Origin of the sequence: Providencia sp. PROV197, from assembly GCF_028479625.1 — a bacterium.
Lineage (GTDB): Bacteria > Pseudomonadota > Gammaproteobacteria > Enterobacterales > Enterobacteriaceae > Providencia > Providencia vermicola.
In genome coordinates, this window is sequence record NZ_JAMPNZ010000021.1 from 152,899 (window position 1) to 167,096 (window position 14,198).

The window sequence follows — 14,198 nt, forward strand, 5'->3', positions numbered from 1 at the left end:
ACCCGTTAATACCATCAACTAGTCTTAGCCGCGATTGCGCCTTCCATACCTTTAACGATTAAGTCAGCAGCTTCAGTCCAACCCATATGGCGCAGCAATACATAGCCTAATAGTTTATAACTAACTGATATTTATTATTATTAATGATTTATTGTCTTTAGTATGGTAAAAACATATTTTTTAAGTCCTTGATAACATAAACAATTAATTTAGTTTTGATAGCCACTATTTATTAAAATATAAGATATTATTATTGCGCTTAATACTAGTTATTGATTAAAACCTACCCCCAACGCCTAGACTCCATTAAATCAATTGCTATCGCATATATAGCAATCATGTGTTTTTCTTGCTCACCTTCTCTCTGCTCCTTCAAAATTGCAGATATGCGCTCTCCTGTGATGTTATGCTTTGACTCATTTAGCAACATAACAGCCCTGCCAACTACTTGGCATATCCGCATATAAATTACGTCTTTATCTGTGTCCATAATCACCTCTGTGTATTCACTCAACACTAACACCTTGTTGAAATAATACCCAGATAAGATTTGTATAGTTTTCAATCTAACCAACATTTCTATGCAAAAACTCAATGGACTCATTCAAAAGTTTTTTATATTCATCATCTCCTGATGCCACCATCCTTTCGGTTAACTCGTTCACTAGTGTCGACTTAAATACCATCATATTTCCAAACAACAACTTGACGGTTGCATATCCGATTTCAATCATTATTTCACTTGTTCGGCTATCAGCCATAACTCACACCTCTTTATTGTATGAAGCTTAGACAATTATTATCGAATTTCGTTTGTTTTAAATGCGTTACCACTATGAAGTTAGCCTTTGATAACAAATACCACCTAAAGAATAATAAAAATTCCTTATAGAACATAATTTATAACAAATTATATATTTCCACACCGAAAAATTATTCTTGCTACCGCATTATATTTATAAAAGAAATTTAATTTTTACGCTGTTAACTAAAATAATGCTAAATAAACTATAACTAGTTAAATATTTTTTAAGATAAAAATAGCCATCTTATTACAAATTTTATTCTTTGGGTTTCAGTCTATCAGCATTAGCAATGTACAGGGCAATAATAAGTATTAGTATTGAAACAGAGTAAATAATAAACAGCTGAGGGTCCTTATGTTCAACTATAATAAGCCGAATTACAGCTGTAATTGCAATATAAATAAAATATTGTAATGGGAAATGGTAATTTGACTGAAAGTACTTGATAATCAGCGCGACAAATTCAAAATATAGAAAATATATAATAAGCTCATCGACCAGCAAATAAATCGAAATGGAATCACTAGCGGAAAATAGTAGTTTCGATAAAACAATAGTTTCTTTTACTAAAAAAGAAATTAATATAATAGCAAGTAAAATCAGCGCAGCACTGCTAATCCACTGTAACACTCTACATATTAATTTTGATTGACTTAGCCCTGACATGGTAACTCCTCAGGAGTTTAACCTTTCTCATTAAAAATATAGCATCATTAAATATTTAAATGGACCACCATCGAGGCCTCGAACCTCGACTTTTAGTTTTGTCAGGACTAAATACTCTTCCAATTGAGCTAATGGTGGAATAAATTTATTTAGCTAAGTTTATAATATATGCGATAATTAGAATAAATATGATAATCAGTACAAAAACAACAAGCATGTTTTGTGAAAAATTCAAAATACTTTGATAAAGATATGACCATTTCATAAATAATACCTTAGAAATCTCACTTACCTTTCAGATAATATTTTTTAAATGCAAGAGTTATGGTAATGAGATACTTTAAATTGCTAACACTCAGAGAATTGTAATTTTTCAATTAATTACTATAAGAACTGAATTAAGAATGCTACTCGCTTTAAAACATGACATAGAGCATACACTGATTAATAGGATCTTTATTCACAACAACATAACACTTTAGAAAAGCTATTACACTCGATTGGTGTTAGTTTTTAGGGAAAATGTATCCACCACCGAGCTGGCTCCATGATGAACTATCGAACAAATAAATGACACCAAGAACGACGATAATTAGTACAGCCACAATGAGGATTTTTTTATAGATACTTAGAACTCGACTATAAAATGTTTGCTTTTTCATTCGTGTTTCCTTAGGAAAGTGATCCCCTTGGATACCACATCTATTTTTTAGATAAAAGCTTGCGGAGGCAAGATTTGCTACTCATAGCAATGGGGTATAATTATCAAACAAGCATACCACGTCAGCTTAAATAAATACGATTAATGCGATAAAACCTCTTTAAAAAGAGGTTTAAATGTGAATCAAATTATTTATCAGCTAACTTGAGCTTTCATGACGCTTTTACAAAAAATACATTTTGCACCATGTGGATTATTGGCCGAAACATCAAACTGTGAAGTTCTATACTGGGATCCACTACAGCAAGGACATTTAAAATACAAATAAATTTTTATAGTGCCACCACGTTTCCAGCTGCTGGGCCTTTCATTCCATTCTCGATGGTAAATGAGACTTGTTGGCCTTCAATTAACGATTTAAAGTCATCGCTCTGAATAGCAGAAAAATGGACAAATACATCTTTACTACCATCTGCTGGAGTAATAAAACCGAAGCCTTTATCGTCGTTAAACCATTTTACTGAACCAGTTAATATATTAGACATAGAAATTCCTTTAATTATTTAATATTTGCCATAAGGCATAATAGAGTTTGTTTTTAATTTTTACTTATGGGAATTAATTAGAAGGAATTCGCGATGAAGTGATATCAGGGATAACGCTAAATGGTGAACAACTTGAAACTGACTAACATAAATAGGTTTGTACTTCCAAAACAGTAAGGGCATTAAGCCACACCCCCCCGACTATAGCAAGTTTTATTTTTCACTCCACTTTAAGATAAATGATTATTTAACGAATTCCTTTTCAATACAAATCTTAAAAAGTAATTACTTTGAAAATAACGACTTTTTCTCTGAGTTAACACCTGTTTCACTAGAATAAATGTAAAAAATCTACAATTTTTAATTTTATTACTTATAATTTAGTGTTTCATGCTATTTTTTATGCAATCAGAGCATATCTTAACAATCTTATAGTGTGATTTTTTAGCAGCTTCAATAGCTTGCATAGCATTAAAAAAGTTACCAAGGTAAAATCTATTTGAAGCCATAGGCATATTCTTGCATCCAAGCTTATGTATTTTATAACCACCCTGTGGTTCAACTATAGTCTGAATATAATAATTCATTTATCTCTCCTTTATTTTTCAAAGGTGCTATACCAATGTTTTTCCACCATAAATTAGCCCTCGAATCTCAGCGTTGTTAAAACTCATTACTCATTTAGTTTTAGCTAACTGTGGAATAATTTTACATCCAATATACAAGTGCAAATGTAGCCAGAAGTAATACCGTTATAATTAGCACATTTTCTGTAAGTGATAAAATCCGATGATATAATGCAGATAAATTCATAGGTAATTCCTTAGGAAACAATTCCTTTGGATACCACATCTATTTATTAGATAAAAACTTGCGAATGCAAGGTTTGCTTTTTATGGCAATGGGGTATAATGATTTAAACCACTATAACACATTACCTATACTTTTACTTGGTTAATAACCTCTGAATACCAACTTTCATCGCAGAGTGATTTAATTGAAGTAATTATCTAATTGATTTAGCTCACTATTACCATAATAAAAAGATTAAATATCGTAAGTTAACTGTTTTATTCTTACTACTTTTTTATTCATCGTAACTAATATTTAATATAAATAAAAAACAATTATGGGTCTTTTAATCAGAAAGAAAACCATAATTCCTAACCATGTCATAGCATATTTAGGATGGAGTAACTTTATAGAAAAAAATTCTTGGCGTACATTATATTTACCAACACTTTGTTTTTGCGATATGCAACGTATCTTAGACTGTTAATTTTATTTAAATTCAAAACCTAATTAGATATTTATCAACATACTGTTTAAACTAAAATTTCTCAAAGGTTCATGTGCATGATGTGTGCCTAAAAAATACGATCTCCTGTATAAATCTATCCTATAAACAATACATTTTCTGCAATATGTTATCGCCTTGTATCTAGCTCACTAAAGATCATATAGTTACACTCCATACAAAAACAACCATCGAAGACTAATCGATAAGGTTATACATTTACAAATATTAACTGGCTATTATTTAAACAAAGGCGTAGATTTAAATGGCTCACTTAATAAGCTAATACTTACAGCGAGCATGCACGACCTGTCTACTCGACAATACATAATAAAACATCAGTAAACCTAGAACGTTTAGATCCCTATCTAACATAGGGGTCTTTTTTATTCTTTAAAGATGCTTTTCCCCATCTTTTCATAAAGAATTATAAAAATTAATAACTCTACACATACACCTATTAATTCTGGAACAATATTTCCTATAATATAATTATTTTCATCACAATAGTAAGCAAGTCCAACACATATAGTTAAAACCAATAAAAGAAAAATAAAAAAATGTTTTTTCTCTATTTTTGCTTAGTTTTTTGAGAAGATTTTGATAATTCGTTTTGATAACTTTTTGATAACCGTTTCAAATGTGACAATAAAAAACGGGAACTATTAAGTTCCCGTTCTTAATCACAACACGTAATAAATTACATGTGTGCGATCATTGCATCGCCGAATTCGCTACATTTCAGTAATTTAGCGCCTTCTAACTGACGTTCGAAATCGTAAGTTACAGTCTTAGCCGCGATTGCGCCTTCCATACCTTTAACGATTAGGTCAGCCGCTTCAGTCCAGCCCATATGGCGCAGCATCATTTCAGCAGAAAGGATGATAGAACCAGGGTTTACTTTGTCCTGACCTGCATATTTAGGTGCAGTACCGTGAGTTGCTTCGAATAATGCGCACTCAGAACCAATGTTAGCGCCTGGCGCAATACCGATACCACCAACTTGTGCTGCTAATGCATCAGAAATGTAGTCACCGTTTAAGTTCATACACGCTATAACATCATATTCCGCAGGACGCAGCAGGATTTGTTGTAAGAATGCATCTGCAATCACATCTTTAACGATGATATCTTTGCCTGTTTTAGGGTTTTTAATTTTAACCCATGGGCCGCCATCTAATAATTCGCCGCCGAATTCTTCTTGTGCTAATTGGTAACCCCAATCTTTAAACGCACCTTCAGTGAATTTCATAATGTTGCCTTTATGAACTAAAGTCACTGAATCACGACCATTATCAATTGCATATTCAATTGCCGCGCGAACTAAACGCTTTGTTCCTTCTTCTGAACATGGTTTGATACCGATACCACAATCTTGTGGGAAACGGATTTTTGTCACACCCATTTCATCTTGCAGGAATTTAATGACTTTGTCAGCTTCTGCGCAACCTGCTTTCCACTCAATCCCTGCGTAAATATCCTCCGAGTTTTCACGGAAAATAACCATATCGGTCAGTTCGGGCTGTTTAACTGGGCTTGGTGTGCCTTTGTAGTAACGTACTGGACGTAAGCAGATGTACAGGTCAAGTTGTTGACGTAGTGCAACGTTCAAAGAACGAATACCACCACCAACTGGAGTTGTTAAAGGACCTTTAATTGAAACGCGGTAATCACGGATTAAATCGAGAGTTTCTTCTGGTAACCAAACATCTTTACCATAAATTTGTGTAGATTTTTCGCCAGTGTAAATTTCCATCCAAGAAATTTTGCGCTCACCGTTGTAAGCTTTTTTAACTGCCGCATCAACCACTTTTAACATTGCTGGAGTGACATCAACACCAATGCCGTCACCTTCGATATAAGGGATAATTGGGTTGTTCGGAACGTTTAGTTTGCCTTTTGCATCAATGGTAATTTTAGCGCCTTCTGCCGGAACTACTACTTTGCTTTCCATTAACCTCTCCTTTCACTTGCGTATTTTGCTTGTTAATTTTTTGTAAGAGACGTGTCAATACTACTTCAATCTGCGTCGAACGCCAATGATTACTCACCTAAGCTTTAGTATGGATCGCATTAAACGCACTAACACGTGAATAAAAACAGAATAATTCCTTATAAAATCATATCATTACTGAAAAAGATAACTCACTCATACCCTACAAATCATCGAAACCTAATAACACTGCCTTGACGACTTTGAAACTCAATTCACATTAATTTTATCTGGAATAACATTAATAAACATTCGAACTGCTCACATAAATTGAGTTGTTTGTTATTTTTTCCTTTAATAAACAATAACTTTAATTAACAAATCCTCAATTTATTAATTTTATGATTTTAATGTTTTTAATCTCTAGTGAAGGTGAGCAAATAAAGAGCACGAATAAGCTAAGAAATAACTCCCACTAATAAATATCGCAATATAGGCAAATATAAAATGAATATAAAATCATTAATAACCAACTCATAAAAAGGTGATTATATGAAAAAACTTTCTATTTTTATTCAAAAAAAGAAAAATGAATATGCTCAACACCCTTTTTTCTTAAAACCCATCGACCCGCAGCGCCCTACAGCTGAATCTTTAGAGTTTCTGCCTAAAATAGCTTTTTTTATTATGAGCTTTGGTGATTTAAATAAATTTATTTTGCCTTTTACTTTTCCACAAAATACGTTAGAGGCAGCTGTTAATACACACGCACTTGAAGATGAAAATCATTGGCCATGGTATCTCAGTGATTTATGCACATTGAAAATGAATAAGCCACAACCTATAACAGATACTCTAGCGTGGCTGTGGTCACCACAAATGGAAGCCAATCGTAAACTCACTTACCAACTCATTGAAATGTTATCAAACCAGCCTGCAAAAATTCGATTAGTCATCATTGAATCAATAGAAGCCACAGGTCGTGTATTTTTTACTTATTTAAATGAAATTGCACAACATTCCCCTAATGCGTTAGTTTATTGTGGTGATCTTCATTTAAGTCGTGAAAGCGGTCATACCATGGGTAGTGAAGTTGAACTTATTGATACTATTCCTTTTAGTCATCAAGAATATACAATTTGCTTAGGTCTCATTGAGCGGATATTCGATATATTTAGTGAGTTCATTGATGAGATCAGCGAATAATTAATTAAAATATGAGTCATAACGCTTTGTGACTCATATTTCCCTACCCCCTAAGAATATTTTTTTTCGTTGATTTCCATTATACTTTCAGACGTACCTTTTTACTGGCACTACTATCTGGCTAACGACAAATGAATATACCCCCTAAGAAACGGGCTAAATTTGGCTCATCCCCTATAAAACAAAAACACGCCAAATCCACCAAGCATTTAGCAATTTCAGCTAGTCGCCAACCCGCTAAAGTACGCAAAGTTATTCTGTTCAACAAACCCTTTGATGTACTGCCACAATTTACCGATGAACAAGGCCGCGACACCCTAAAAAACTATATTCCTATTACGGATGTTTATGCCGCGGGTCGCCTTGATAGAGACAGTGAAGGCTTGTTAATTCTAACTAACGATGGAAAATTACAAGCGCGTTTAACACAACCCCAGAAAAAAACAGGGAAAATATACTATGCTCAAGTAGAGGGGATCCCTGATGAAAGTGCATTGGTACGATTTCGCCAAGGGCTGACGTTAAATGATGGCCCTACGCTTCCCGCAGGGATTGAGTTAGTCGAAGAACCTAAATGGTTGTGGCCCCGCAATCCGCCAATTAGAGAACGCAGAAATATTCCAACAAGTTGGCTTAAAATTACATTATACGAAGGCCGTAATCGACAAGTGCGTCGTATGACGGCAAATATCGGATTCCCAACGCTGCGCTTAATTCGCTATCAAATGGGTGAATTTAATTTAGGGGATTTATCAGTAGGTGAATGGATGGAGGTCAATGTTGTTTAAACCCAATGTCACTGTCGCAACAATTGTGCATGCTGAAGGCAAATTTCTAGTCGTCGAAGAGTGGATTAATGATAAACCCACTTGGAACCAACCCGCAGGCCACTTAGAGGCTAACGAAACTCTCTTGCAAGCTGCTGAACGTGAGTTACTTGAAGAAACTGGCATACAAGCGACGCCAACTCAATTAATTCAAATCCATCAATGGATTGCACCTGACAGCACTCAATTTATTCGTTTTTTATTTGCTGTCGAACTTGATGCTATTTGTGAAACCCACCCGCAAGATAGCGATATCGCCTGTTGTCACTGGGTCGACGCGCAAGACATTTTAGAAAGTGACTGCTTACGTTCCCCTTTAGTCGCTGAAAGCTTGCGTTGCTTTCAAACTGGAAATAATTATCCACTAGATATTCTTTCAGCTTATGGCTCCCACTATCAATAATCCCCCTTTGCTTGGTGAAATTGTCACCAAGCAATAATATTCTCTCTAACGCTGGTGCAACAAGGGGTCAACATGCTAAAGTATGGGGCTTGATTTTTCCGCCGTGAGACTATTTCCATGTCAAATAACAGTACCATGTCAGATAACAGCCAGAAAAAAGTCATCGTCGGTATGTCCGGTGGTGTTGACTCATCCGTATCCGCCTATTTGCTGCAGCAGCAAGGATATCAGGTGGCTGGCCTGTTTATGAAGAACTGGGAAGAAGATGACGATACGGAATATTGCTCCGCTGCAACTGACCTTGCTGATGCGCAAGCTGTGTGTGACAAACTCGGCATCGAGTTACACACCATCAACTTTGCCGCAGAGTATTGGGACAATGTGTTCGAACATTTTTTAACCGAATACAAAGCGGGCCGCACGCCAAACCCTGATATCCTGTGTAACAAAGAAATCAAATTTAAAGCCTTCTTAGAATTTGCTGCTGAAGATTTAGGGGCAGATTATATTGCAACAGGCCACTATGTACGCCGCCGTGATGTCAACGGAAAAAGCCAGTTACTCCGTGGTTTAGATGGTAATAAAGACCAAAGCTATTTCCTGTATACACTCAGCCATGAACAAGTGGCAAAAAGCCTGTTCCCTGTCGGTGAGCTTGAAAAGCCTGAAGTCCGCCGTATTGCTGAAGAAATCGGTTTAATCACCGCAAAGAAAAAAGACTCAACGGGCATTTGCTTTATTGGTGAACGTAAATTCCGCGACTTCCTCGGTCGTTACCTTCCTGCTCAACCAGGTCCGATTGTCACGGTTGATGGTGAAACAATTGGTCAACATGAAGGCCTGATGTATCACACATTAGGCCAACGCAAGGGCTTAGGTATCGGTGGAACGAAAGAAGGTTCAGAAGAACCTTGGTATGTTGTCGATAAAGATGTTGAAAACAATATATTAATTGTTGCACAAGGCCATGAGCATCCACGGTTGATGTCTATCGGCTTGATTGCGCAGCAATTACACTGGGTTGATAGAAAAACGCTAACCCAACCATTGCGCTGTGTGGTCAAAACGCGTTACCGTCAAGGGGATATCCCTTGTACAATTACGCCTATTGATGCAGAGCGAATCGAAGTCACATTTGATTACCCAGTTGCTGCTGTCACCCCAGGGCAATCTGCCGTGTTCTATATTGACGAAGTCTGCCTTGGTGGCGGCATTATTGAAGCGCGTATTCAGGAGTAGTTGTGGCGAAAAATTATTACGACATTACGCTTGCCTTAGCGGGGATCTGCCAAGCAGGTGCTATGGTTCAAAAGCTGGCCCACGAAGGCACATGCCTTGATAGCGATGCCGAAACAATGGTCAATAGCCTGACCAACATGAACCCAAGCTCCACATTAGATGTGTATGGTAATGCCCCTGCAAATCTCAAAACAGGTTTAGGTGCAATGTTAGGCATGCTAACAGGTGGTAACAGTGGTTTATCCGCCGAGATGACGCGTTATATGCTGAGCATGATGGCCCTTGAGCGTCGTCTAAATAAAGACGATGAAGCGATGAATAAGCTTGGGCAACGTATTGAGCAATTCGAGCGCCAAGCGAGCTATTTTGAACCTCTTTCTGAAGGTGTGTTTAATGCATTAGCAGGAATCTATGTTGATGTCGTCAGCCCTGCTGGCCCACGCATTCAAGTAACGGGTTCCCCTGACATTCTGAAAAACACCTTAGTTCAGGCTAAAGTTCGCGCAATTTTGCTGGCGGGTATTCGTTCCGCAGTACTTTGGCAGCAAGTGGGTGGAAGTCGCATCCAACTTATGTTTTCTCGCAATCGTCTGGCAAATCAGGCGAAAGAAATTTTGTCTCACCTTTAAATCTGGAGTTGCTACCAATGGAATTATCCTCACTGACCGCTGTATCCCCGATTGACGGCCGTTACGGTGATAAAGTCAGCGCTTTACGCACTATTTTTAGTGAGTTTGGCTTACTGAAATTTCGCGTGCAAGTTGAAGTTCGCTGGCTGCAAAAACTGGCTGCAACCGCTCAAATCAAAGAAGTTCCTTCATTTGATGCTGACGCAATCGCTTACTTAGATGAAATTGTTGCGAACTTCTGCGAAAAAGACGCAATGCGGATTAAAGAAATTGAACGCACAACCAACCACGATGTTAAAGCCGTTGAGTATTTTCTCAAAGAAAAAGTAGAACATATTCCTGCCCTGCATTCGGTTTCTGAATTCATTCACTTTGCATGTACATCAGAAGATATCAATAACCTTTCTCATGCATTGATGCTCAAAACAGCACGTGAAGAGGTGCTTTTACCTCAATGGCGTCAAATTATTGATAAAATAAAAGCAATGGCGCATGAATACCGCGACCTGCCATTGCTCTCTCGGACTCACGGTCAACCTGCTACGCCATCAACCATTGGTAAAGAGTTTGCCAACGTTGCTTACCGTTTAGAACGTCAATTCCGTCAACTACAACATGTTGAAATTTTAGGTAAAATTAACGGCGCAGTAGGTAACTATAATGCGCATATGGTTGCTTACCCTGAAGTGAACTGGCACGAATTTAGCGAAACGTTTGTGACTTCATTAGGCATTCAGTGGAACCCATTCACTACGCAAATTGAACCACATGATTACATTGCTGAACTCTTTGATTGCGTCGCACGTTTTAACACAATTGTGTTAGATTTCGACCGTGATATTTGGGGATATGTCGCATTAAATCACTTTAAACAAAAAACTATCGCTGGCGAAATCGGCTCTTCTACCATGCCACACAAAGTTAACCCTATCGACTTCGAAAACTCCGAAGGTAACTTGGGTTTAGCAAATGCTGTTTTAGGTCATTTAGCGAGCAAACTGCCTGTTTCCCGCTGGCAACGTGACTTAACGGATTCAACTGTACTACGTAACTTGGGTGTAGGCTTAGGTTATGCCTTAATTGCCTATCAATCTACTATGAAAGGCTTAAACAAGCTGGAAGTTAACGAACAGCACTTACTGGACGAGTTAGACCAAAATTGGGAAGTGTTAGCGGAGCCTATCCAAACTGTTATGCGTCGCTATGGTATCGAAAAACCGTATGAAAAACTGAAAGAATTAACGCGTGGTAAGCGTGTTACCGCTGAAGGCATGAAACAGTTTATTGATGGTTTAGAGTTACCTGAGCATGAAAAAGTGCGCTTAAAAGCAATGACACCCGCTAACTACATTGGTTACGCTGTCACTTTTATTGATGAACTGAAATAATCTTAGTTGATTTATTCAGGCGGCCAATGTGCCGCCTTTTTTATTAGCTCTATTTCTATATTAACCATAAATTCCCCAAAACAGCCTAATCACTCGAAAAAAACCGCTTTTTTTTTGCTTTGTTTGACTTATATTTACTTAATCCCTTGTCGTGGCTGAGATCTCTTTTTACCATGACGTTTCTAGTGCATGATTCATGATTATCTCGGTAGGCACTTTAATTTTTTACTATGAGGGTTTCAGATGCGTATTCTTATCGTCGAAGACAATGCGTTACTTCGTCATCACTTAACAGTTCAACTTAAAGAACTGGGTCATCAGGTTGATTCAGCTGAAGACGCAAAAGAAGCTGACTATTTTTTGCATGAAAGCTGCCCAGACATCGCCGTTGTCGATTTAGGCTTACCCGATGAAGATGGCCTATCAATGATCAAACGTTGGCGCAGTAATCATGTAAATATCCCCCTCCTAGTACTGACCGCCCGCGAAAGTTGGCAAGAAAAAGTCCAAGCATTAAATAGCGGAGCAGATGACTACGTCACCAAACCTTTTCAATTAGAAGAGCTTGTCGCTCGCATGCAAGCACTAATGCGCAGAAACAGCGGGTTAGCCTCTCAAGTATTGGAGTTGAATAACTTTGTTATCGACCTGTCTCGTAAAGAATTCACTGTAAATGGTGAAGCCGTTAAACTAACAGCTTTTGAATATACCATTATTGAAACCTTATTACGCAATAATGGTAAGGTTGTTAGCAAAGATTCATTAATGCGCCAACTTTATCCAGACGCAGAGCTTAGAGAAAGCCATACCATTGATGTTTTAATGGGAAGATTGAGAAAGAAAATTCAACAATTTCATAGTGATGAAGTTATCGTGACGGTTCGTGGCCAAGGCTACCGTTTTGATGTGAATGGCTAACATGTGGCTAAGCAAATTTAAAGTTAAACCGCTTTCGTTACGTGCTCGATTTTTGTGCGCAACGTCTGCTGTTATCCTTGCGTTAACACTGTCCTATGGCATCGTGGCCATACTTGGTTATTTAATCAGTTTCGATAAAACCACCTACACCCTACTACGGAGCCAAAGTAACCTAATTTATAGTCTGGCTCAGTGGCAAAACGATAAAATTGATATTCGTGTTCCTCCAAATTTCACGTTAAATAACCCTACATTAATCATTATTTACGATGAACAAGGGCAAGTATTATGGCGCCAGCGTGATGTACCTAGTGTTGAGCGCTTGATCCGCAATGATTGGTTAAAAAAAGAAGGTTTATACGAAATTGATACCGATATTCGTGAAACCCGCCAACTCCTTGATGACAATCCAGAATACAACAACAAGTTGGATAAAATAGAAAGTGATGATGAGCCGCTCACTCACTCCGTTTCAGTTAACCAATATGCCGCTGGAGAGAACCTGCCTCCTTTAACTATTGTTGTTGTCGATACATTGCCACAAGATTTACAAAATACAGGGCTAGTATGGGAATGGTTTGGTTATGTATTGCTCGCTAACTTAATTTTAGTCATTCCTTTACTGTGGCTCGCCGCCTATTGGAGCTTGCGTCCCATCAAGTCCTTAGTTTCTCAGCTAAGTAGTCTTGAAAAAGGCGAAAGGGATACCCTAGATGAAAACCCGCCTTCTGAGCTCAGAGGATTAGTGCGTAATTTGAATATTTTGTTAACTAACGAACGAAAACGCTATAGCAAATACCGCACCACTTTGTCTGATTTAACCCATAGCTTGAAAACACCACTTGCTGTTTTACAATCCACGTTGCGCTTACTTCGTTCAGGTAAACAAATGAACATCGACCAAGCTGAGCCCATCATGCTGGAACAAATTGGCCGAATTTCACAACAAGTCGGTTATTATTTGCATCGTGCGTCGACACAAGGTGATGAAAACCTGATGCTCAGAGAAATTTCATCTGTTCCATCAATATTAGATAGCTTAGCAAGCGCATTACACAAAGTTTATCAACACAAAGGCGTTTCTATTACCGTCGATATTTCCCCTGAAGTAACTTGGTTAGGTCAACCTAATGATTTTATGGAAGTGATGGGTAATATTATGGAGAACGCCTGCAAATATTGTTTGGAGTTTGTTGAAGTGACCGCCATTGTTGAACAAGACAGCCTAACATTAATTGTGGACGATGATGGCCCAGGTGTTCCTGAAAGCAAACGTAGCCTCATTTTCGTTCGTGGGCAACGTGCAGATACACTTCGACCAGGCCAAGGATTAGGCTTGTCTATCGCAGTGGATATCATTGATCAATATGATGGGGAAATCACCATTTGTGATAGCCCTCTCGGTGGGGCACGATTAGCCGTCACATTTCGGCAGCAATCTATGATTGAAGATAGTTAATATGTGATGTGAATCCGTTTATTCCCTACTTTACAAACCATTTCAGGTATACTATTTAAGAGGTTTTTTTCGCGGAGCTGTTATATTTTGATAATGCTTTTTCAATCAAAATCATCACACAGTTCCCACTTATTTAAGATAAGATCGATAGAGTAAAATAAGCCTTACTTAGGTTATTAAGACTAGAACAGCCATATTAATCTAGACATTGTAAAAGTTAT

At 37.5% G+C, this 14,198-nt stretch carries 15 protein-coding genes, 1 tRNA gene and 2 pseudogenes; 8 read left to right on the forward strand and 10 right to left on the reverse strand.

Translation table 11 applies throughout. The features are described 5' to 3' along the window. Positions 1-20: 20 nt before the first annotated feature. The 10 genes and pseudogenes from PR808_RS12885 to icd all read right to left on the reverse strand — a co-directional run. Positions 21-101: pseudogene (locus PR808_RS12885) on the reverse strand (hypothetical protein); the annotation flags it as partial. Positions 102-283: 182 nt separating this feature from the next. Continuing rightward, complete coding sequence (locus PR808_RS12890; RefSeq protein ID WP_206086411.1) at positions 284-490, reverse strand: hypothetical protein; 207 nt, start codon at positions 488-490, stop codon at positions 284-286. Positions 491-566: 76 nt separating this feature from the next. Continuing rightward, the gene (locus tag PR808_RS12895) at positions 567-761 is read right to left on the reverse strand and encodes a hypothetical protein (RefSeq protein WP_117162315.1); all 195 of its coding nucleotides are present in this window, start codon (positions 759-761) and stop codon (positions 567-569) included. A 300-nt stretch (positions 762-1,061) separates the two neighbouring features. After that, entirely contained in the window at positions 1,062-1,472 is a 411-nt protein-coding gene (gene psiE / locus PR808_RS12900; RefSeq protein WP_206086410.1) for a phosphate-starvation-inducible protein PsiE, read from the reverse strand. A gap of 60 nt (positions 1,473-1,532) precedes the next feature. Beyond that, a tRNA-OTHER gene (locus tag PR808_RS12905) sits at positions 1,533-1,610 on the reverse strand. 368 nt (positions 1,611-1,978) lie between these two features. Continuing rightward, the gene (locus PR808_RS12910) at positions 1,979-2,134 is read right to left on the reverse strand and encodes a hypothetical protein (RefSeq protein WP_180312531.1); all 156 of its coding nucleotides are present in this window, start codon (positions 2,132-2,134) and stop codon (positions 1,979-1,981) included. Positions 2,135-2,346: 212 nt separating this feature from the next. Then, a pseudogene (gene ymcF / locus PR808_RS12915) lies at positions 2,347-2,469 on the reverse strand (cold shock small protein YmcF); the annotation flags it as partial. Continuing rightward, on the reverse strand, positions 2,466-2,678 hold the full coding sequence (gene cspE / locus PR808_RS12920; protein WP_123381878.1) for a transcription antiterminator/RNA stability regulator CspE: 213 nt from the start codon (positions 2,676-2,678) through the stop codon (positions 2,466-2,468). The gene cspE and the pseudogene ymcF, both read right to left, overlap by 4 nt. A 380-nt stretch (positions 2,679-3,058) precedes the next feature. Then, positions 3,059-3,265 (reverse strand): hypothetical protein, encoded by a 207-nt coding sequence (locus tag PR808_RS12925; protein WP_206086409.1) that lies wholly within the window; start codon positions 3,263-3,265, stop codon positions 3,059-3,061. 1,410 nt (positions 3,266-4,675) lie between these two features. After that, positions 4,676-5,929 (reverse strand): NADP-dependent isocitrate dehydrogenase, encoded by a 1,254-nt coding sequence (icd, locus tag PR808_RS12930; RefSeq protein ID WP_272539436.1) that lies wholly within the window; start codon positions 5,927-5,929, stop codon positions 4,676-4,678. A gap of 531 nt (positions 5,930-6,460) precedes the next feature. On the opposite strand from icd, the gene PR808_RS12935 reads away from it, so the two are divergent. The 8 genes from PR808_RS12935 (at position 6,461) to phoQ (ending at position 13,977) form a co-directional block, all read left to right on the forward strand. Beyond that, a complete protein-coding gene (locus PR808_RS12935) occupies positions 6,461-7,114 on the forward strand; it encodes a hypothetical protein (protein WP_206086407.1) in 654 nt (217 codons plus the stop codon). Positions 7,115-7,245: 131 nt separating this feature from the next. Then, on the forward strand, positions 7,246-7,902 hold the full coding sequence (rluE, locus tag PR808_RS12940) for a 23S rRNA pseudouridine(2457) synthase RluE (protein WP_206086406.1): 657 nt from the start codon (positions 7,246-7,248) through the stop codon (positions 7,900-7,902). After that, complete coding sequence (locus PR808_RS12945; RefSeq protein ID WP_272539445.1) at positions 7,895-8,344, forward strand: NUDIX domain-containing protein; 450 nt, start codon at positions 7,895-7,897, stop codon at positions 8,342-8,344. Before rluE ends, PR808_RS12945 begins: the two co-directional genes overlap by 8 nt. Positions 8,345-8,479: 135 nt before the next feature. Beyond that, a complete protein-coding gene (mnmA, locus tag PR808_RS12950) occupies positions 8,480-9,583 on the forward strand; it encodes a tRNA 2-thiouridine(34) synthase MnmA (protein ID WP_272539446.1) in 1,104 nt (367 codons plus the stop codon). Between the two features lie 2 nt (positions 9,584-9,585). Next, entirely contained in the window at positions 9,586-10,212 is a 627-nt protein-coding gene (gene hflD, locus PR808_RS12955) for a high frequency lysogenization protein HflD (protein ID WP_206086405.1), read from the forward strand. A gap of 17 nt (positions 10,213-10,229) precedes the next feature. After that, the gene (gene purB / locus PR808_RS12960) at positions 10,230-11,600 is read left to right on the forward strand and encodes an adenylosuccinate lyase (RefSeq protein ID WP_206086404.1); all 1,371 of its coding nucleotides are present in this window, start codon (positions 10,230-10,232) and stop codon (positions 11,598-11,600) included. Positions 11,601-11,843: 243 nt separating this feature from the next. After that, entirely contained in the window at positions 11,844-12,518 is a 675-nt protein-coding gene (gene phoP, locus PR808_RS12965) for a two-component system response regulator PhoP (RefSeq protein ID WP_206086403.1), read from the forward strand. 1 nt (position 12,519) lies between these two features. Then, positions 12,520-13,977, forward strand: a complete 1,458-nt coding sequence (gene phoQ / locus PR808_RS12970) for a two-component system sensor histidine kinase PhoQ (protein WP_206086402.1) — start codon at positions 12,520-12,522, stop codon at positions 13,975-13,977. Positions 13,978-14,198 lie beyond the last annotated feature (221 nt).

Bases quoted from the DNA above. Each gene is read 5' to 3' on its own strand.
- PR808_RS12890 (WP_206086411.1), bottom strand. From the start codon at position 490: ATGGACACAGATAAAGACGTAATTTATATGCGGATATGCCAAGTAGTT.
- PR808_RS12895 (WP_117162315.1), bottom strand. From the start codon at position 761: ATGGCTGATAGCCGAACAAGTGAAATAATGATTGAAATCGGATATGCA.
- psiE (WP_206086410.1), bottom strand. From the start codon at position 1,472: ATGTCAGGGCTAAGTCAATCAAAATTAATATGTAGAGTGTTACAGTGG.
- PR808_RS12910 (WP_180312531.1), bottom strand. From the start codon at position 2,134: ATGAAAAAGCAAACATTTTATAGTCGAGTTCTAAGTATCTATAAAAAA.
- cspE (WP_123381878.1), bottom strand. From the start codon at position 2,678: ATGTCTAATATATTAACTGGTTCAGTAAAATGGTTTAACGACGATAAA.
- PR808_RS12925 (WP_206086409.1), bottom strand. From the start codon at position 3,265: ATGAATTATTATATTCAGACTATAGTTGAACCACAGGGTGGTTATAAA.
- icd (WP_272539436.1), bottom strand. From the start codon at position 5,929: ATGGAAAGCAAAGTAGTAGTTCCGGCAGAAGGCGCTAAAATTACCATT.
- PR808_RS12935 (WP_206086407.1), top strand. From the start codon at position 6,461: ATGAAAAAACTTTCTATTTTTATTCAAAAAAAGAAAAATGAATATGCT.
- rluE (WP_206086406.1), top strand. From the start codon at position 7,246: ATGAATATACCCCCTAAGAAACGGGCTAAATTTGGCTCATCCCCTATA.
- mnmA (WP_272539446.1), top strand. From the start codon at position 8,480: ATGTCAGATAACAGCCAGAAAAAAGTCATCGTCGGTATGTCCGGTGGT.
- purB (WP_206086404.1), top strand. From the start codon at position 10,230: ATGGAATTATCCTCACTGACCGCTGTATCCCCGATTGACGGCCGTTAC.
- phoP (WP_206086403.1), top strand. From the start codon at position 11,844: ATGCGTATTCTTATCGTCGAAGACAATGCGTTACTTCGTCATCACTTA.
- phoQ (WP_206086402.1), top strand. From the start codon at position 12,520: ATGTGGCTAAGCAAATTTAAAGTTAAACCGCTTTCGTTACGTGCTCGA.